The organism is Streptomyces humidus (assembly GCF_014649655.1).
In the GTDB taxonomy this organism is placed as follows: domain Bacteria; phylum Actinomycetota; class Actinomycetes; order Streptomycetales; family Streptomycetaceae; genus Streptomyces; species Streptomyces humidus.
The window spans coordinates 58,527-77,023 of the sequence record NZ_BMTL01000034.1; the positions used below are offsets into that span (position 1 = coordinate 58,527).

An 18,497-nucleotide genomic window follows, 5' to 3' on the forward strand; every position below is an offset into this window, starting at 1 on the left:
GTGCGAGGATGGGACGCCCGCACACCTGCGTCGGCCGTCACGGCCACGTCGGAGCAGGTGAGCGGGCCTGTAGGACGCCATGAGGGAAAGGACCGGAGCGTACGTGAGTGAGAATCAGAACCTCCTCGCGGAGCAGCGCCGCGCCCTCATCCTGGACGAGGTTCGTCGCCGTGGCGGTGTCCGGGTCAATGAGCTGACCCGCAAGCTCGGCGTGTCGGACATGACGGTGCGCCGCGATCTGGACGCGCTGGCGCGCCAGGGCGTGCTGGAGAAGGTGCACGGCGGCGCGGTGCCCGTCATGGAGGCGAGCACGCACGAGCCGGGCTTCGAGGCGAAGTCGGGCCTGGAGCTGACCGCCAAGGAGGACATCGCGAAGGCCGCGGCGCAGCTCGTCACCCCGGGCAGCGCGATCGCGCTGTCGGGCGGGACGACGACCTACGCGCTGGCGCATCATCTGGTGGATCTGCCGGATCTGACGGTGGTCACCAACTCGGTGCGGGTGGCGGACGTCTTCCACGGGGCGCAGCGCACCTCGGGGCCGCGGCAGGGCGCGGCCACGGTCGTGCTGACCGGCGGGGTGCGCACGCCCTCGGACTCGCTGGTGGGTCCGGTGGCCGACCAGGCCATCGCGGCGCTCCACTTCGACGTCCTGTTCCTCGGTGTGCACGGCATATCGGCGGAGGCCGGGCTGTCGACGCCGAACCTCGCGGAGGCCGAGACCAACCGGCGTCTGGTGCAGTCGGCGCGGCGGGTCGTGGTGGTCGCGGACCACACCAAGTGGGGTGTGGTGGGGCTGAGTTCGTTCGCCGCGCTGGAGCAGGTGGACACCCTGGTGACAGACGCGGGGCTGCCGGGCGCGGCGCGCGCGGAGATCTCCGAGCACCTGCGACGCCTGGTGGTCGCGGGCGAGCCCGACGAGGATGCAGACATCTGACGGGGCCGCGGCTAAGGTGACCCACCCGTCGAGCAAGGGGGTTGGTCGTCGCCATGGCCCGTCGTCTGCGCCCGGAAGGGCTCGAGTTCGCCGACAGCGCTCCGGTGCGCATGTCCTTCGTCCAGGAGGTCGCCGCTGCCCCGGAACGGGTCTACCGGGCCCTCGCTGACGACGTCCGCGACTGGCCCGAGTGGTTCCCGGCCGTGACCGCGGTCCAGCCGCTCGACGGGGACGCGGGGCGCGACGTACGTCTGTGGGGCGGTGCCCGGTTCCGGGAGACCGTGCTCGCGGCGAAGCCGCCCGAGGTGTACGCCTATCGCGTGGACGTCACCAACGTGCCGGGGGTGCGGGCGCTCGTCGAGGAGTGGCGGCTGACGCCCGCGGGCGCCGGCACGCGGGTGCGGTGGACTTTCGCGACGGACGGGACGGCCGTCTTCCGGGGCGTGGCGCGACTGGCCCGGCCGGGTCTGGGGCGGTCCTTCCGGCAGGCCGTCGGCGCCCTGGACCGGAGGCTCGCGACGTGAGGGCCGGCCGGGGCGTCACAGGCCGGGTGTCACCGCGGCCACACGCCGGTGGCCAGCAGTGACTCGATCGCGGCCGTGTAGGGGGCGATGTCCAGGCCCTGTTCGGCGAGCCAGGCGTCGGAGTAGTACTTGTCGAGATAGCGGTCGCCCGGGTCGCACAGCAGGGTGACCACGCTGCCCTGACGGCCGTCAGCCACCATCTCGGCGACGATCTTGAGCGCGCTCCACAGTCCGGTGCCCGTGGAGCCGCCCGCCTTGCGGCCGATGGCCTGTTCCAACGCGCGCACGGCGGCGACGCTGGCCGCGTCCGGGACCTTCATCATCCGGTCGACGGCGCCCGGCACGAAGCTGGGTTCCATGCGAGGCCGGCCGATGCCCTCGATGCGGGAGCCGCAGTCGCAGGTGACGTCCGGATCGCCGGTGGTCCAGCCTTCGAAGAAGCACGAGTTCTCCGGATCGGCGACGCAGACGCGGGTGTCGCGCCGCGTGTAGTGGATGTAGCGCGCGAGGGTCGCGGAGGTGCCGCCGGTGCCGGCCGTGGCGACGATCCACGCGGGTTCCGGGAACCGCTCCCACTCCAGCTGGCGGAAGATGGATTCGGCGATGTTGTTGTTTCCGCGCCAGTCCGTGGCCCGCTCGGCGTAGGTGAACTGGTCCATGTAGTGGCCGCCGCCGTCCGCCGCGAGGCGGGCCGACTCCTCGTACAGTGTGCGCGAGTCGTCGACGAAGTGGCACCGGCCGCCGTGGAACTCGATCAGGCGGATCTTCTCGGCGCTCGTCGTACGCGGCATGACGGCGATGAAGGGCACGCCGATCAGCTTGGCGAAGTACGCCTCGGACACGGCCGTCGAGCCGCTGGACGCCTCGATCACCGGGCGGTCCGGCCGGATCCAGCCATTGCACAGACCGTAGAGGAAGAGGGAGCGGGCGAGCCGGTGCTTGAGGCTGCCCGTGGGGTGGGTCGACTCGTCCTTGAGATAGAGGTCGATGCCCCACCGCTCGGGCAGCGGGAAGCGCAGCAGGTGCGTGTCGGCCGAGCGGTTGGCGTCCGCCTGGACCTTGCGGACCGCCTCTTTCAGCCAGGCGCGGTAGGCGGCGTCACTGCGGTCGACATCGAGGGTGGCGCCGGTCCTGGCGGGCGGGGAGGTGGGCACGGCGGGGCTCCTTCAGGCTTCGCGCCGACGGTGGTCCGCGCGGCCGACGCCTCGATCATAAACACCTTCCGCACGCTTCTCACCTGCATAAACACACCTTTGAGGACCTCAAAGCGGGTCCTGGGGACAGGGCGGGACGGGTGGGGGCGCATTCGCGCGAGTGCTCCGGGCGGGTGCGCCGGGGGTGTCGTACGCACTGGTGCTCGACGCCGGGCGCGGGCAGACTGCACGGGCGGGGCCGACGTCCCGGACGGGGTGAGAGCCCCGGCCCGGAGCCGGGTCCCGACGGGGGCGCACACCGGACCGGGGGAGAGATCGATCGCGAGGGGGCGGGACGGCATGGCGGAGCCGGAGTTCACGGCTACGGGCGTGCGTATAGGCAAGCGGCTGCGTTCGCTCACCCGGGCCGGCCAGGTCCGGATCAACGACGGCAGGCTGGAGTTGCTGACCAGCTACGGCAGCGAGATCGACAGTGCGCCCGTGCAGGCGGTCCGCGCCTCCAGGCCCTGGTTCGCCCCGGAGGACCGGGCGCTGGCCGACCTCAACGGCAAGCGGTACCTGCTGACCCTCGGCGACCACGATCCGGCGCCGGGCGAGCCGGGGCCGCCGGCGGCGCGCCGTTTCATCGAGGCCGTGCGCAGGGCGGCGGGTCGCGGCGGCTGAGCCGCGCGGAATCGGACGATGCCCCGGCCGGACCACCGCGAGTTGCGGTGCGCCGCCCGCCACGTCACTCTGATCTCACGTCACTCTGGGTTTACCGGCGATAACGCTGCGAACCAGCCCGCCGGCCATGACAGCAGGCGGCCGCCTTGCGCAGACGCCCTGCTCGATCCGAACTCCGTGTTCTTCCGGACCTCAGTCGGGGAGTCGCAGCCGTGATCACCAACCCAAGCAGGCACTGCATGGTGGAGCTTCAGGCCCTGCCGTCGCGGATCGGCCAGGTCCGCAGAATCGTATCGGCGCAGTTGCGCTACTGGCATATGGACCCGTTGATAGACCGGGCAGCGCTCGGTGTGACGGAGTTGCTGACCAACGTCCACCTGCACGCTCAGCCCGACAAGACGTGTGTCGTGGAGATGGAGCTGATGCCGGACCGGCTCACCGTCTCCGTGCGCGACCACGATCCGCGACTGCCTGTCGTGGGGTCCGTCGACCACGAGGCTCTCGCCACCTGCGGACGCGGGCTGGCGATGGTGGCCGCGGTGAGCGAGAGCTGGGGCGCCCGGCCGGACGGCGAGACGGGCAAGGTCGTGTGGTTCACGCTGCCGGCGCCGATCGCCACCCGTGATCTGTCGGCGCGGCCGACCCGGCGCACCCCCCGGGAGCAGACCGCTCCCCTGTTCGCGGAGGTCATCTCCGTCGACGACCTGCGGCCCGCCCACGCTCCCGCCCGGTCGGCCGCCGTCGGCTGACCGGGCGGTGACCTCCGCTGGACGCGCCCGCCCGGTGCGGACTGCCCTTTTCGGGGCGCCCACCGGGCGTTCGTCGTCGCCGCGGCCGACGCGGGGCGCCCGTACATACGGCGCACCGGGGCGGGTGCGGGTGTGCGGGCAGGGCGGGCGCTGCGGGCACGGGTGTGCGGGCATGTGGCACGGGTGTGCGGGGCATGTGGCACGGGTGTGCCGGGGCGGTCGGCCCGCCGTCCGTGACAGCCGGCCGCGCGCACCGTCCTGACGGCCGGACCGGCCGAACCGCTCGTCGACCCCGGATCAGGCGTCGCCGTCGGAACGGGCGGCGCCTTCGGACCGGGCCGTGTCGTCGGATCGAGCCGTGTCGTCGAAGCTGGCGAAGTAGGCGGCGACCATGTCCTCGTCGCCGTGTCCCTGAGCGGCGGCGCGCTCCAGCCGTTCGGCGCTCGCCGCCGCCACGTCCAGCCGGACGCCGTTCGCGCGGCCGGCCTCGACGATCAGACGTGCGTCCTTGGCGGCCGTCGTCACCGCGAACTGGGCGGGCGAGAGCCGGTCGTCGAGGACGAGCGCCGTCTTCGCCTTCAGGTACCCCATGTCGAGCGGTCCGCCCGCGATCAGCTCGAAGAACGCGTGCGGGTCGACGCCCAGGGCCTGCGACAGGGCGAGGACCTCGCCCGCCGCGGCGGTGGCCGCGAGGACCCAGCTGTTGGCGACCAGTTTCAGACGGGTGGCGCTGCCCTCGGCGCCGTCCTCGCCGGTCCACACGGTCCGCGCGCCGACGGCCTCCAGGACCGGGGCCACCGCCTCACGACCGGCCGGCGGTCCCGCCGCGAGCACGGTCAGCTGGCCGGCCTCGGCGGGCTGGCGGGTGCCCAGCACGGGCGCGTCGAAGAAGACGAGGCCGTGGTCGTGGGCGAAGGCTGCAAGGTCACCGACGGCCTCGATCCCCGCGGTCGTCGACTGCACCCAGGCCGCCCCCGCACGCAGCGCGGGCGCCGCCTCACGCATGACCTCCAGCGCGGCGGGGCCGTCGTGGAGCATGGTCAGGACGACGTCCGCGCCCTCGACGGCCGCGGCGGGAGTGCCGGCAACATGCACGCCGTCGGCGGCGAGCGGCTCCGCCTTGGCCCGGGTGCGGTTCCAGGCGCGCACGGTGTGTCCGGCCCGGGCGAGGTTGCGGGCCATCGCGGCCCCCATGATGCCCGTGCCGAGGACGCTCACGGTCAGGTTGTCTGTCATACCGTCAACCTACGTCGGCGCGGCGCGGAGCAGGTCGTCCAGCCACGCCGGGTCGGCGGTCCGGCGTCGGACGCACCGGGTCGTGGCCCCTGGCCTTCACGCCTTGTCCATCACCGTCGTCGACGGCGATGATGTCGCTCTCTTCCAGGGGGTGACCATGCGGATGCGGAACGCCGCCGCGGCCTGCGCGGGCCTCGCGGCGCTGACCTCGTTGACGGGCTGCACCGTGCCGTCGGCAGGGCTCACGGGCATCACGGTCACCGAGGACGGACGGCCGGTCGGAGTGCTGATGGTCTGTCACGACCACATCGACGGAGCCCTCCTGTACACCGACAGCGCCGGGTCCGGACGGGACGCGGCCGAGGAGGGCGGGTCCGAGGATGCGGGGCGGTGGAGCTCCTCGAAGCCGGTCACCGGCTTCGCGAGCTGGCCGCTGACCACCGGCGGGCAGGGGTGGCGGGTCGACGGACCGATGCCCGCCACTCTGCAACCGCGTCGCACGTACCACCTGTTCGGCGGGACCGACGACGACTCATGGTCGACGGCCGACGTCTCCTTCACTCCCGAGCAGCTCGCCGCGCTCGCACCCGGACAGGTGCGCTACTTCGCCGGTGACGTGCGGGGTGCCGACGACGAGGGCTATGTGACGGGGACGATCGCGCAGTTCCGTGCCGCCTGCCGGGACGACTGACCGGCGCTCCTCCCCGCGCCGCCCCCGCGGCGCGCCCCGCGCGTCATCCGGCGACGAGCGCCCCCAGCGGGTCGTCCAGCACCGGCTGCCAGGCCAGCTCGGCCGCGCCGACCAGGCTGTTGTGGTCGAGGGAACAGGCGAGGATGGGCACCCCGCCGCCGTGGCCCCACAGACTGCGGTCGGCGACGACCGCGCGGAGCCGGCCGGGATCGGCCTCCAGGAGGGTGCCGTGCAGGCCGCCCAGGACGATGCGGTCGGGGTTGAGGATGTTCACCAGGCCCGCCAGCCCCAGCCCGAGCCGGTCGATCAGGGCCTCGGCGGCCGCGCGGACGACCGGATCGCCGTACTCCCCGCGGATCAGTTCGTCGGCCTGCCGCAGCAGGGAGCCCTCGGGGCCGGGCTCGCGGCCGGCGGCGGTGAGAAGGGCGAGCGGATCGGCCTCGACGTCGAGACAGCCGCGGCTGCCGCAGTGGCAGGGCCGGCCCTCGGGGTTGACGGTGAGGTGGCCCACTTCGAGGGCGAGGCCCGAACTGCCGGTGTGCAGGCGGCCGTCGAGCACCAGCGCGCCACCGACGCCCCGGTGCCCGGTCGCCACGCACAGCAGATCGCGGGCGCCGCGTCCCGCGCCGTGCCGGTGCTCGGCGAGGGCGGCGAGATTGACGTCGTTGGCCGCGAAGGCGGGGCCGGTGACGCCGGCGGCCCGGATCCGCTCGGCGAAGATCTCCCGCACCGGCGCGCCCGCCGGCCACGCCAGGTGCAGCGGATTCAGCGCCAGCCCCTCGGGCTCGGTGACCGCGGACGGCACGGCGAGCCCGGCGCCCACACAGCGTCTGCCGGTCCGTCGCAACAGTTCCGCCCCCGCGTCGACGGCGGCGCCGAGAACCTTGGCCGGGTCGGCGTCGACGGTCTCGCAGCTGGGCGTCGTGGCGACGATCCGCCCGCCCAGGCCGACCAACGCGGCCCGGAACCCGTCGGAGTGGACCTGTGCGGCCAGCACGACCGGACCTTCGCGCGCGACTTCCAGCCGGTGCGAGGGGCGGCCCTGCGAACCGGCCGCCGCGGCGGGCCGCGCGTCCACCCGGATCAGCCCCAGCGCCTCCAGCTCGGCGGCCACGGCGCCCGCCGTGGCCCTGGTGACGCCGAGTTCGGCGGTGAGCACGGCGCGGGTGGGCGCCCGCCCGGTGTGCACGAGCTCCAGAGCGGGCCCGAGCGCTCCGCGCCCCCGGTCCAACCGCGCCCTCGAGGTGGTCCCTTCCCCCGCCGGCCGGGGGTCCGCCTTGCCGCTCATGAGGGCGAGTCTCCCATGATCCGCTTCGTCAGGAGTCGTCCGGGAAGCCGCTGACGCGCAGGGTGACGTTCAGCCGTCCCGTCAGCCCGAGCCCGGCCGGGGCCGTGCCCAGCAGCACCCGCGGCACCCCGTGGTAGGCGAGTCTGGACGCTCCTCCGAACACGAACAGGTCGCCGCTGCGCAGTTCGACGTCGGTGTAGGGCCGGGCCCGCGTCCGCGTGTTGCCGAAGCGGAAGACGCAGGCGTCGCCGAGGCTGAGGGACACCACGGGCGCCGTGGCCCGCTCGTCGGCGTCACGGTGCATGCCCATCCGCGCGTCGCCCTCGTAGAAATTGATCAACGCGATGTCGTACGCGGCGTCCTCGGCCTGCGCCGGGCCCAGCGCGTCGGACACGGCACGACGTCCCAGCTCGCCCAGCCAGACCGGGAAGGGCTTGACGGGCGCGCCGTCGCCGTCGGCGACCGTGCGGGCGTAGGCGTACGGGTACCAGTGCCAGCCCAGGCAGACCTGGCGCGCGGTCATGGCGCCGCCGCCGGGTGTGCGCACCGTGCGCAGGCCGGCCGGAGGGCGCGCCCACTCCCGGCAGGCCCGCAGCAGCTCACGTTGACGGGCGGCGTCCAGCCAGTCGGGCAGGTGCACCGCGCCCGGCGCGACCCGTGCTCGCTCCCGCGGAAACAGCTCGGCGTCCATGCGCCCATCCTCTCTCCTTCTCCGAAGCTCCGGGACCGGGCCTGATCTGCGGCTCGGCTAGCCTTGACCACGATGAACGACCCGATGACGACGCCGTGGGGCGAGGTCGCCCTGACCCGCTTCCCCGAGGACCCGCGCGAGACGCTGCGCGCCTGGGACGCCTCCGACGCGTATCTGCTCAGACACCTCGCGACGCGGGACGTCCCGCCGACCGGGACCGTGGTGGTGCTCGGGGACCGCTGGGGCGCGCTGGTCACGGCCCTCGCGGCGCACCGTCCGACCCAGATCACCGACTCGTGGCTGGGACGGGAGGCGACCCGGGCGAACCTCGCGCGGGCCGGCGTCGAGACCGGCGCCGTCCGGCTGCTCACCACCCAGGACCCCCCGCCGGAGCGGATCGACATGCTGCTGGTCAGGGTGCCCAAGAGCCTCGCGCTGCTGGAGGACCAGCTGCTGCGGCTGGCACCCGCCCTGCACGCGGACACGGTCGTCGTCGGCGCCGGCATGGTGAAGGAGATCCACACCTCGACGCTGCGCCTGTTCGAGCGGATCATCGGGCCGACCCGCACCTCTCTCGCCGAGCAGAAGGCCCGGCTGGTGTTCTGCACCCCGGACCCGTCTCTGCGGCGCCCCCGCAACCCGTGGCCGTACACCTACGACCTGCCCGACGACGTCGGCGGCGCCCTTCCGGGCCGTCCGGTCGTCAATCACGCGGGAGTGTTCTGCGCCGAACGGCTCGACATCGGCACCCGCTTCTTTCTGCGGCATCTGCCGGGGACCGCGGGCGGGCGCCGGGTCGTCGACCTGGGCTGCGGCAACGGGATCGTCGGTACGGCGGTGTCACTGGCCGACCCGGCCGCCGAGATGCTCTTCACGGACGAGTCGTTCCAGGCGGTGGCGTCGGCGGAAGCCACCTACAAGGCGAACGGGGTCCCCGGACAGGCCGAGTTCCGGGTCGGCGACGGGCTGGCGGGGGTGGCGGACGGCAGTGTGGACGTCGTGCTGAACAACCCGCCGTTCCACTCCCACCAGGCCACGACGGACGCGACGGCGTGGCGCATGTTCGCCGGGGCGCGGCGCGCACTGCGGCCGGGAGGGGAGCTGTGGGTGGTGGGTAACCGGCACCTGGGCTACCACGTGAAGCTGAAGCGGCTGTTCGGCGCCTGTGAGACGGTCGCCGCCGACCGGAAGTTCGTGGTGCTGAGGGCGGTCAGGCCCGAGTAGGCCCCGCCCCGACGAGGATCCGCTCGACGGCGCGTGCCCCGGCCTCGCGGCCCGCGCCGGGGCAGCGGCGGGCGTCGACCGCCTCGGGGTCCTCCTCCCGGCACACCGGGATCGCTCCGGTCAGGACCTTCGAGGACTTCCGGCGCCGCGGGAGACGTCGGGCTTCGGGCGGTCGGGGCGCTCGCCCGCCCGGGACAGGGCGGCCGCCGCGCGGACGTGCTCAGGGGGCGAGGATCACCGACCGGGCGAGGTGCCGCGGGCGGTCCGGATCGAGCCCGCGCGCGGCGGCGACGGCGACGGCGAGGCGCTGCGCCCGGACCAGCTCGGCCAGGGGGTCCAGGGTGCTCCCGACCCACAGCGCCCCGGTGGCGCGCACTTCGTCGGCCAGGCCGCGCGGCGCCGCCCCGAACATCCAGACGGCCCTGCCCCCGGCGCTGATGCTGACGGGGCCGTGCCGGTACTCCATGGCCGGGTAGGCCTCCGTCCAGGACAGCGAGGCCTCCCGCATCTTCAGCGCGGCCTCGTTCGCGAGGCCGACCGTCCAGCCCCGTCCCAGGAAGGTGAACTGCTCGCACTCCACCAGGCCTTGGGGCAGCGGCTCGGCGAGCGCGGTACGGGCGTCCCCGACGACGGCGTCGGTGTGCAGTCCCAGGTGGGCGCGGAGCAGGGTGAGCGCGGTGGTGGCGAACCGGGTCTGGACGACGGAGCGTTCGTCGGCGTGGTCCAGGACGACGACGTGGTCGGCGGCGGTCGCGACCGGGGTGTCCGGGTCGGCGGTGACGGCGGTGGTGCGGGTGCGTCCGCGCAGCCGGGCGAGCAGGTCGAGGACTTCGGTTGTGGTGCCGGAGCGGGTCAGGGCGACCACCCGGTCGTAGCGGCGGCCGTGCGGGAACTCCGAGGCGGCGAAGGCGTCCGTCTCGCCGTGTCCCACGCCCTCGCGCAGGGCTGCCGCGGCCTGGGCCATGAAGCAGGAGGTTCCGCAGCCCACGAGCGCCACCCGCTCCCCCGGCTTCGGCAGCTGCTCGGCGTGTCCGGCGGCTTCGTTCGCGGCCCGGCTCCAGCACGCGGGCTGGTCGGTCAGCTCGTCCTCGACGTGCGTCATGCCCCACCTCTCGCCGACGGTGTCGTGCGTGCACGGTAGAGCGGGCTTTCGCACCGCTTCAACCACGCGTGCGGTACGGAAATCGCGCGAGGTGAGCCGACGGGCCGCGCGCCCCGCGCGCGGAGGGGCGCCCCGGACTCGGCTCCACGGACTCGGCGCCCGGGGCTTCGGCGCGCCGGGCCGCGGAGCCGTCGTCACGGCGGTGCGGGGGCTCCGGGCAGGCGCGTGGCCTGCCCGGAGGCCTCTCGATGGGTTACAGGGCCCGCTCCAGGTGATCGGCGACGAGCTTCACGAAGCGGCCCGGCTCCTTGGGCCGGCCGCCTTCGGCGAGGACCGCCAGTCCGTGCAGCAGCTCCGCGGTCCCGGCGAGGCCCGTGCGGTCCTCACGCTCCTTGTACGCCTGGTTCAGGCCCTTCACCAGCACGTGGTCCGGGTTCAGCTCGAGAATCCGTCGGGCGCGCGGCACCTCCTGTCCCATCGCGCGGTACATGTTCTCCAGCGCCGGGGTCAGATCGTGCGCGTCGGAGACGATGCAGGCCGGGGACACCGTCAGCCGCGAGGACAGCCGCACCTCCTTGACGTCCTCGTCCAGGTGCTCCTTCATCCAGCCGAGCAGAGCCGCGTACTCCTCGTCCTGCTTCTCCCGTTCGCCGTCGGCCTTCTCGTCGCCCTCTCCGCCGAGGTCGACCTCTCCCTTGGCCACGGACCGCAGCGGCTTGCCCTCGAACTCTCCGACCGCGTCGACCCACACCTCGTCGACCGGGTCGGTGAGCAGCAGGACCTCGATGCCCTTGGCCCGGAAGGCCTCCATGTGGGGGGAGTTCTCGATGCTCTGCCGGGACTCGCCGGTCAGGTAGTAGACGGCTTCCTGGCCGTCCTTCATCCGCTCCACATAGCTCTTCAGCGTGGTCGGCTCCTCCTGGCTGTGCGTGGTCGCGAACGACGAGACCGCGAGGAGGGCGTCGCGGTTGTCGGAGTCCGACAGCAGGCCTTCCTTCAGGACGGCGCCGAACTCCCGCCAGAACGTGGCGTAGCGCTCGGGAGCCGCGGTCATCATGTCCTTGACGGTCGACACGACCTTCTTGGTGAGCCGGCGCTGCATCATCCGGATGTGCCGGTCCTGCTGGAGGATCTCGCGGGAGACGTTGAGCGAGAGGTCCGCCGCGTCGACCACGCCCTTGACGAAGCGAAGATACGGCGGCAGCAGCGCCTCGCAGTCGTCCATGATGAAGACGCGCTTCACGTACAGCTGCACTCCGCGCTGGTAACCCTGGTTGTACAGGTCGTGCGGGGCGTGCGAGGGGACGAAGAGCAGCGCCTGGTACTCGAACGTGCCCTCCGCCTGGAGCCGGACCGTCTCGAGCGGTTCGCGCCAGTCGTGGCTGATGTGCTTGTACAGCTCGTGGTACTCGTCGTCGGACACCTCCTCGCGCGAGCGCGCCCACAGCGCCTTCATCGAGTTCAGCGTCTCGGGTTCGGGCGCGGCGGCGGCCTCGTCGGGGCTGTCGGAGCCGTCGGCGGTGTCGTCGGCACCGGAAGCGGCCGCCTTCGGGACCATCCGGATCGGCCAGGTGATGAAGTCGGAGTAGCGCTTGACGATCTCCCTGATCGTCCACTCCGAGGTGTAGTCGTGAAGCTGGTCGTCGGAGTCGGCGGGCTTCAGGTGCAGGGTGACCGTCGTGCCCTGAGGAGCGTCGTCCACCCGTTCCAGGGTGTACGTGCCCTCGCCGCGCGAGGACCAACGGGTGCCGTGGCCCTCACCGGCCCGCCGGGTCAGCAGCGTCATCTCGTCGGCCACCATGAAGCCGGAGTAGAAGCCGACGCCGAACTGTCCGATGAGCCCCTCGGCCCCGGCCTCGTCCTGCGCCTCGCGCAGTTCCTCGACGAACTTCGCCGTGCCCGAGTTGGCGATGGTGCCGATCAGCCGGCCGACCTCGTCGTACGACATGCCGATGCCGTTGTCGCGCACAGTGAGGGTGCGGGCCTCGGTGTCGGTCTCGATGTCGATGTGCAGGTCGGAGACGTCGGCATCGAGCGTGTCGTCCCGCAGCGCGGCGAGGCGCAGCTTGTCCAACGCGTCGGAGGCGTTGGAGACGAGCTCGCGGAGAAAGACGTCCTTGTTCGAGTAGACCGAGTGGATCATCAACTGCAGCAGCTGTCGGGCCTCTACCTGGAACTCAAACGTTTCGGTCGACATGATGCGCGTGTACCTCACAGTTCCGGAGTCTCCTGGACGGGCGACAGCCACTGTAAAACACCAAGTCAGCGTAGGCTGCAACTCGTTCGGATCATTGTCGTCGACGGCCGTCGACGGTCCGCGGCGGTCCTCGGCGCAGGAGCGCGCTGCGCAGGGTGAGGCCGTTGCCACGACGGCGTCCGGCGCGGGCCCCGGCAGGCCTCCCCTCGACCGGGCGTCATCCGGCAGACTCCCCCCATGGAGACTGCCGAGTTCATCCGCGTCCTGGACCAGGAGGGCCGCTCGCTGGCTGCCGCGGCGGCGCAGGCCGGCCCCGACGCGAAGGTGCCGACCTGTCCGCAGTGGCAGGTGCGGGAGCTGCTGCGGCACACGGGCACGGTGCATCGCTGGGCGACCTCGTTCGTCGCCGGGGGCCACACCTCGTTCCTCCCCTTCGGCGAACCGCCGGACCTCGAAGGCGAAGCGCTGCTCGACTGGTTCCGCGAGGGGCACCGGCAGCTCGTCGACACCCTGTCCGACGCGTCGCCCGACGTGGCGTGCTGGCACTTCCTGCCCGCGCCGTCCCCGCTCGCGTTCTGGGCCCGGCGGCAGGCCCACGAGACGGCGGTGCACCGCGTGGACGCCGACGCGGCCCGCGGGCGCGACCTCGAGGAGGTCGCCCGCGACATGGACCCCTGGTTCGCGGCGGACGGGATCGACGAACTGCTGCGCGGTTTTCACGCGCGCGCCAAGAGCAGGGTGCGCACCGAGGAGCCCGCGGTCCTGAGGGTGCGGGCGACCGACGCGGCCGACGCCGTGTGGACCGTACGTCTGTCGGCCGAACCGCCCGTGACGGTACGCGGTTCCGAAGGGGCGGCCGACTGTGAGGTGTCCGGTCCGGCGGCGGCGCTCTACCTGTCGTTGTGGAACCGGCTGCCGCTGCCCGCCGTGACCGGGGACGTCACGCTCGCGACGCTGTGGCGGGAGTCGTCCGGCGTGAACTGACCGGCCGCGGCCGCCGGTCGGTGGGCATGCGGGTCGGCACCGGCGCTGCACGGGCCCCACTGTGGCTCCACGGGCTCCACGGCTGCGGGCGACACGCGGTCCTTCGGGGGGGCGCCAGGCGTCCCCGGTCGGACGGGCCTTTCGGGACATGCCCGGCGGCGCGCCCGTGTGCGTCGGCGTGGTGTGTCCTGCGGGCCGGACTGGCCCGCAGGGCGCGCGCCTGTGACACTCGCCCCATGAGCGGATACGGGGAGCGGCGGCGATCGCAGGCCGAGCGGGACGCGATCACCGTCGAGATCGGGTACGCGCTGTTCAGCGCGGCGTTCGCGGCGGCGGTGCTGTTCGGGGCGGCGGCGGGTCCGGCGCTGCTGTTCGAACTGCCTTCCATGGCGGAGAAGTTGTCGCTGCGCGCGGGCCTGGTGCTCGCTGCCCTGGTGTTCGTGGTCCGGGTGGTCTCCGTGCTGTTCCGCTTCCGCGGGGGCGCTCAGCCCGGCAGGCCCGACCGGACCGGCCCCGACTCGTAGGCCAGGAACACGAGTTGGGCCCGGTCCCACGCGCCCGGCTTCACCACGGGCGAACTTGACCGTGGCGAGCGCTGTGGGCAGACGGGCAGGAGCGGACCGACGCTGCTCCCGACCCTGGTGCCCGGCGCCCGCGGGCACCGGGCTCCGCGGCTCCCCGGCGCTCTTGGCTCTCCGGCCCTCCTGGGAGACGCGGGGCGGGGAGGCCGCCCCGGCCGAGCTCAGGACTCGCCGTCCTCCGTCTTCGCCTCCGCCGTCGGCGCGGCCGTCTGCCGTCGGTCCATCGCGGTCAGCGCCCGCTGGGCCATCGGATGCGAGCGGACGAGCTCGCCCAGGGTGGTCCGGCCGCGGGTGATGTCGGTGAACGCCCTCCAGGCCGGGCGGAACCCGGTGAGGGCCGCGTGGAAGAGCCCGGGGCGGCGCTCGAACGCGGCCAGCATCCGCTTGCCGACGCTCATCTCCACACCGAGCCCCGCCTTGACCGCGAAGGCGTAGTTCAGTGCCTGGCGCCGGGTGTCCACCGCGTCGTGGGCTTCGGCGATGCGCACGGCCCACTCGCCGGCGAGCCGGCCCGAACGCAGGGCGAAGGAGATGCCCTCGCGGGTCCACGGCTCCAGCAGGCCCGCCGCGTCCCCGCAGACGAGCACCCGCCCGCGCGAGAGCGGCGAGTCGTCCGCCCGGCACCGGGTGAGGTGGCCGGAGGAGATGCTCGGCTCGAACCCGGCGAGGCCGAGCCGCCCGATGAAGTCCTCCAGATAGCGCTTGGTGGCCGCACCCTCTCCGCGCGCGGAGATCACGCCCACGGTCAGGGTGTCTCCCTTGGGGAACACCCAGCCGTAGCTGCCGGGCATCGGCCCCCAGTCGATGAGGACGCGCCCCTTCCAGTCCTCGGCGACCGTGTCGGGCACCGGGATCTCCGCCTCCAGGCCGAGATCCACCTGGTCGAGCTTCACGCCGACGTGCGCCCCTATCCGGCCGGCACTGCCGTCCGCGCCGACCACCGCGCGCGCCAGCAGTGTCTCGCCGCCCTGCAGGACCACCGCCACCGAGCGCCGGTCCGGCACCGACGAGCCGTGCTGCTCGACCCGCTGCACGGTGACGCCCGTGCGCAGCTCGGCTCCCGCCTTCTGGGCGTGCTCGACGAGCTGCTGGTCGAACTCGGGCCGGTTGATCAGTCCGAACAGCATCTGCCGCGAGCGGCGGGTACGGGTGAAGCGCCCGTTGTTCGAGAAGGTCACCGCGTGCACCCGGTCGCGGAAGGGCAGCTCGAAGCCCGGAGGCAGGGCATCCCGCGACGGGCCGATGATGCCGCCCCCGCACGTTTTGTAGCGGGGCAGCTCCGCCTTCTCCAGCAACAGCACGCGCCGCCCGCTGACCGCCGCCGCGTAGGCGGCCGAAGCGCCCCCGGGCCCCGCTCCCACCACGACGACGTCCCACACCTGCCGGGCGTCCGCCGAAGAGTTCTCGTCGTCCGCCGAAGAGTTCTCGCTGCTCACGATGGTCTACTGCTCCCGATCAAGCTGCTTGCCGCACCTGTCCCCCGCATCCTACGGCGGAGATCGTCACGGCCCGATGACGGTCCGCTGTGGCAGGATCGGCGGCGTGCGCGCCCCCACCGGGCAACGCGTACGCTCGCACGGTCCCCCGCACGGGCCAGTGCCACCCTGTACAACGTCGCACCCACAAGGAGCGTGCCCATGCCGTCGAACCCGATCGCCGAGACCGTCGCCTCGCTGATGCCCAGGGCGCGGGCGGAGCTCACCGAACTGGTGGCCTTCAAGTCGGTGGCGGACTTCGACCAGTTCCCCAGGAGCGAGAGCGAGGCGGCCGCCGGCTGGATCAGCGCCGCGCTGCGCGCCGAGGGCTTCCAGGACGTGGCCGTCCTCGACACGCCCGACGGCACCCAGTCGGTCTACGGCTGCCTGCCCGGGCCCGCCGGCGCGAAGACCGTCCTGCTCTACGCCCACTACGACGTGCAGCCCCCGCTGGACGAGTCCGCGTGGACCACCCCGCCCTTCGAGCTGACCGAGCGGGACGGGCGCTGGTACGGGCGCGGCAGCGCCGACTGCAAGGGCGGCGTGATCATGCACCTGCTCGCGCTGCGCGCCCTGAAGGCCCACGGCGGCGTCCCGGTGAACGTCAAGGTGATCGTCGAGGGCTCCGAGGAGCAGGGCACCGGCGGGCTGGAGCGATACGCCGAGCGGCACCCCGATCTGCTGACGGCCGACACGATCGTCATCGGCGACGCGGGCAACTTCCGCGTGGGCCTGCCTACGGTCACCTCCACTCTGCGCGGCATGACCATGATGCGGGTCCGGATCGACACCCTGGAGGGCAACCTGCACTCCGGTCAGTTCGGCGGGGCTGCCCCCGACGCGCTCGGCGCGCTGATCCGCGTCCTGGACTCGCTGCGCGCGGAGGACGGCTCGACGACGGTCGACGGCCTCACCGACGACTCGCGCTGGGAGGGCCTGCAGTACGACGACGCGCAGTTCCGCCAGGACGCCAAGGTCCTCGACGGCGTCGCCCTGATCGGGTCCGGCACGGTCGCCGACCGGATCTGGGCCCGCCCCGCGGTGACCGTCCTCGGCATCGACTGCCCGCCGGTCGTCGGAGCGACTCCCTCGGTGCAGGCGAGCGCCCGCGCGCTGATCAGCCTGCGGGTGCCGCCGGGCGTGGACGCGGCCGAGGCCACGAAACTGCTGGAGGCCCACCTGGAGGCGCACACACCGTGGGGCGCGCGCGTGAGCGTCGAACAGGTCGGCCAGGGGCAGGCGTTCAGCGCCGACACGGACAGCCCCGCCTACGGGGCGATGGCCGAGGCGATGGCGGTCGCCTACCCCGGGCAGGAGATGCAGTACGCGGGCCAGGGCGGTTCCATCCCGCTCTGCAGCACCCTCGCCGCGCTCTACCCGCGGGCGGAGATCCTCCTCATCGGCCTGAGCGAGCCCGAGGCGCAGATCCACGCGGTGGACGAGAGCGTCTGCCCGCAGGAGCTGGAGCGGCTGTCGGTGGCGGAAGCCCTGTTCCTGCGGACCTACGCGGCGAGCTGACCGCACCCTCCCGACGGTGGTCCCGGGTGGGGGCGGAGCCCGGGAACGGCGGAGTCCCGGTGTGTGGGCTCACCCTCGGGGAACGCCGGCCTCCAGGTAGAGCGCGGACCGGCGCTCGCGGGCTCGCAACGCCCAGCGCAGCCGCTCGTAGCGGACCGGCGGGAGGAGACCGGCCGCCTCCTCCTCCGTGACGAAGCGCCAGGCGCGCAGTTCGGGGCCCGGCAGCAGGAGCCCGGCCACGGCCGCGGGGGCGAGCATGCCGCCGTCGAAGAGAAGGCGCAGGCCGCCGTAGGCGGGAGGCACCGGCCGTTCCCAGTCGACGACCAGCAGCCGGGGCACGTCCACCAGCCGGATCCCGGTCTCCTCCTCCACCTCCCGCATCCCCGCGCGCGCGGGCGCCTCGCCGGGCTCCACCACGCCGCCCGGGAACTCCCAGCCGGGCTTGTACGTCGGATCGACCAGCAGCACGCGGTCGTGTTCGTCGAAGAGGAGCACGCCGGCCGCCACCGTCTCGGCGGTGGGCTCCGGTGTCTGCACGATGTCGCACGCGGCCGCGGCGCCGCTGCCGACGGCTTCAGCGATCCGGGCGGCCGTCTCCCGCGGGGTGAGGGCGCCGTTGTCGACCGGATGGGCGTCGGCGGTGAGCCAGGTCGCGAGGGCGGCGCGGAAGGGCTCGATGTGGTCGTACGACCACTGGCGGACCCGTATCTCGCCGTCGGGGAGGTCCGGGGGGATCTCCCGGTTGGCTATGCGTGCGCGCAGGATCGTTTCCGCCGGAGCCAGGACCACATGGCGGACCGCGATCCGGCGGGCGGCGAGACCGCCGAATATCTCGTCCCGGTACTCCTCGCGCAGCAGGGTCATGGGAACGACGAGGACGCCGCCCAGCTCTGCGAGCAGCGCGGCCGCCGTGTCGATCACCAGCCGCCGCCACATCGGCAGGTCCTGGAAGTCGCCGACCTCGGCCAGCCGCTTGGCCGGCAGCAGATGCGGGAGCGCCGCCCCGATGACCTCGGGGTCGAAGAGCGTGCTGTTCGGGATCAGGTCGATCAATTCCCGTGCGGTGGTGGTCTTGCCCGCACCGAACGCGCCGTTGATCCAGACGACGGTCACGGTTCCCCCTCTTCTGTTGGCCCCCTGTGGCTTGCCCGCTCCACCCTGCCACGGAAACCAGTTCCCGTTGAGGGCACGCGAACGCGACGGCTGAGGGCACGCGAACGCGACGGCGCCGGCGCCCCTCGCTGGGGGCGCCGGCGCGGCGGTTCGGTGCTGCCCGTCAGTCGTTCTGCCCCAGGGCGTTGTCGTCGACGGCCAGGCTGTCGTCGGCGACGGTGTGGTCCAGCGTGCTGAGGGTGTCGCCGACGTTCAGTCCGTCGAGGCTCTCGGCGGCCAGACCGTGCGAGGGGGTGATCGCCGCGACGACGAAGCCGGTGGCGAGGGAGGCGATGGCGAGCATGCTGCGCTTCTTCATGTGCGGATCAACTGC

Annotated in this window: 18 protein-coding genes; 9 read left to right on the plus strand and 9 right to left on the minus strand. The window is 73.2% G+C overall.

Annotated elements, in window-relative coordinates; genetic code table 11:
* The first annotated feature begins 103 nt into the window (after positions 1-103).
* Positions 104-934 (plus strand): DeoR/GlpR family DNA-binding transcription regulator, encoded by an 831-nt coding sequence (locus IE239_RS32350; RefSeq protein ID WP_190153006.1) that lies wholly within the window; start codon positions 104-106, stop codon positions 932-934.
* A 53-nt stretch (positions 935-987) separates the two neighbouring features.
* Positions 988-1,458 carry an SRPBCC family protein gene (locus IE239_RS32355; protein WP_190153007.1) on the plus strand — a complete coding sequence of 157 codons (471 nt, stop codon included), beginning with the start codon at positions 988-990 and terminating at the stop codon, positions 1,456-1,458.
* Between the two features lie 29 nt (positions 1,459-1,487).
* Here IE239_RS32355 and cds1 read toward each other — a convergent pair whose 3' ends face one another.
* A complete protein-coding gene (cds1, locus tag IE239_RS32360) occupies positions 1,488-2,612 on the minus strand; it encodes an L-cysteine desulfhydrase Cds1 (RefSeq protein ID WP_190153008.1) in 1,125 nt (374 codons plus the stop codon).
* 339 nt (positions 2,613-2,951) lie between these two features.
* Here cds1 and IE239_RS32365 point away from each other — a divergent pair, with 339 nt between their 5' ends.
* Both IE239_RS32365 and IE239_RS32370 read left to right on the plus strand, forming a co-directional pair.
* Entirely contained in the window at positions 2,952-3,275 is a 324-nt protein-coding gene (locus IE239_RS32365; RefSeq protein WP_028806191.1) for a hypothetical protein, read from the plus strand.
* A 212-nt stretch (positions 3,276-3,487) separates the two neighbouring features.
* Positions 3,488-4,024, plus strand: coding sequence for an ATP-binding protein (locus tag IE239_RS32370; RefSeq protein WP_190153009.1), 537 nt, complete (start codon positions 3,488-3,490; stop codon positions 4,022-4,024).
* Positions 4,025-4,321: 297 nt separating this feature from the next.
* Here IE239_RS32370 and IE239_RS32375 read toward each other — a convergent pair whose 3' ends face one another.
* Positions 4,322-5,260, minus strand: coding sequence for an NAD(P)-dependent oxidoreductase (locus IE239_RS32375; RefSeq protein ID WP_190153010.1), 939 nt, complete (start codon positions 5,258-5,260; stop codon positions 4,322-4,324).
* A 103-nt stretch (positions 5,261-5,363) separates the two neighbouring features.
* Here IE239_RS32375 and IE239_RS32380 point away from each other — a divergent pair, with 103 nt between their 5' ends.
* The gene (locus IE239_RS32380; RefSeq protein ID WP_229878472.1) at positions 5,364-5,951 is read left to right on the plus strand and encodes a hypothetical protein; all 588 of its coding nucleotides are present in this window, start codon (positions 5,364-5,366) and stop codon (positions 5,949-5,951) included.
* Positions 5,952-5,994: 43 nt separating this feature from the next.
* Here IE239_RS32380 and IE239_RS32385 read toward each other — a convergent pair whose 3' ends face one another.
* Both IE239_RS32385 and IE239_RS32390 read right to left on the minus strand, forming a co-directional pair.
* Positions 5,995-7,239, minus strand: coding sequence for an ROK family protein (locus IE239_RS32385; protein ID WP_190153011.1), 1,245 nt, complete (start codon positions 7,237-7,239; stop codon positions 5,995-5,997).
* 28 nt (positions 7,240-7,267) lie between these two features.
* Positions 7,268-7,930, minus strand: a complete 663-nt coding sequence (locus IE239_RS32390) for an alpha-ketoglutarate-dependent dioxygenase AlkB family protein (protein WP_190153012.1) — start codon at positions 7,928-7,930, stop codon at positions 7,268-7,270.
* 84 nt (positions 7,931-8,014) lie between these two features.
* Between IE239_RS32390 and IE239_RS32395 the strand changes: the two genes are divergently transcribed.
* Positions 8,015-9,154 carry a methyltransferase gene (locus IE239_RS32395; protein WP_190153059.1) on the plus strand — a complete coding sequence of 380 codons (1,140 nt, stop codon included), beginning with the start codon at positions 8,015-8,017 and terminating at the stop codon, positions 9,152-9,154.
* A gap of 220 nt (positions 9,155-9,374) precedes the next feature.
* Here IE239_RS32395 and IE239_RS32400 read toward each other — a convergent pair whose 3' ends face one another.
* Both IE239_RS32400 and htpG read right to left on the minus strand, forming a co-directional pair.
* Positions 9,375-10,256 carry an SIS domain-containing protein gene (locus tag IE239_RS32400; RefSeq protein ID WP_190153013.1) on the minus strand — a complete coding sequence of 294 codons (882 nt, stop codon included), beginning with the start codon at positions 10,254-10,256 and terminating at the stop codon, positions 9,375-9,377.
* A 253-nt stretch (positions 10,257-10,509) separates the two neighbouring features.
* Positions 10,510-12,453, minus strand: a complete 1,944-nt coding sequence (gene htpG, locus IE239_RS32405) for a molecular chaperone HtpG (protein WP_190153014.1) — start codon at positions 12,451-12,453, stop codon at positions 10,510-10,512.
* Positions 12,454-12,690: 237 nt separating this feature from the next.
* Here htpG and IE239_RS32410 point away from each other — a divergent pair, with 237 nt between their 5' ends.
* Together IE239_RS32410 and IE239_RS32415 are read left to right on the plus strand one after the other, a co-directional pair.
* Positions 12,691-13,437: a maleylpyruvate isomerase family mycothiol-dependent enzyme gene (locus IE239_RS32410; RefSeq protein WP_190153015.1), complete on the plus strand. Its 747-nt coding sequence runs from the start codon at positions 12,691-12,693 to the stop codon at positions 13,435-13,437.
* A 236-nt stretch (positions 13,438-13,673) separates the two neighbouring features.
* Positions 13,674-13,961, plus strand: a complete 288-nt coding sequence (locus tag IE239_RS32415; protein WP_190153016.1) for a DUF6332 family protein — start codon at positions 13,674-13,676, stop codon at positions 13,959-13,961.
* 218 nt (positions 13,962-14,179) lie between these two features.
* Here the strand turns inward: IE239_RS32415 and IE239_RS32420 are convergent, their stop codons facing one another.
* Positions 14,180-15,454: a geranylgeranyl reductase family protein gene (locus IE239_RS32420; protein ID WP_190153017.1), complete on the minus strand. Its 1,275-nt coding sequence runs from the start codon at positions 15,452-15,454 to the stop codon at positions 14,180-14,182.
* A 201-nt stretch (positions 15,455-15,655) separates the two neighbouring features.
* On the opposite strand from IE239_RS32420, the gene IE239_RS32425 reads away from it, so the two are divergent.
* Positions 15,656-17,011 carry a dipeptidase gene (locus tag IE239_RS32425; RefSeq protein WP_190153018.1) on the plus strand — a complete coding sequence of 452 codons (1,356 nt, stop codon included), beginning with the start codon at positions 15,656-15,658 and terminating at the stop codon, positions 17,009-17,011.
* A gap of 69 nt (positions 17,012-17,080) precedes the next feature.
* On the opposite strand, the gene IE239_RS32430 is transcribed toward IE239_RS32425, so the two are convergent.
* Both IE239_RS32430 and IE239_RS32435 read right to left on the minus strand, forming a co-directional pair.
* Positions 17,081-18,124: an NUDIX hydrolase gene (locus IE239_RS32430; protein WP_190153019.1), complete on the minus strand. Its 1,044-nt coding sequence runs from the start codon at positions 18,122-18,124 to the stop codon at positions 17,081-17,083.
* Between the two features lie 163 nt (positions 18,125-18,287).
* Positions 18,288-18,482, minus strand: coding sequence for a hypothetical protein (locus IE239_RS32435; protein WP_190153020.1), 195 nt, complete (start codon positions 18,480-18,482; stop codon positions 18,288-18,290).
* Positions 18,483-18,497 lie beyond the last annotated feature (15 nt).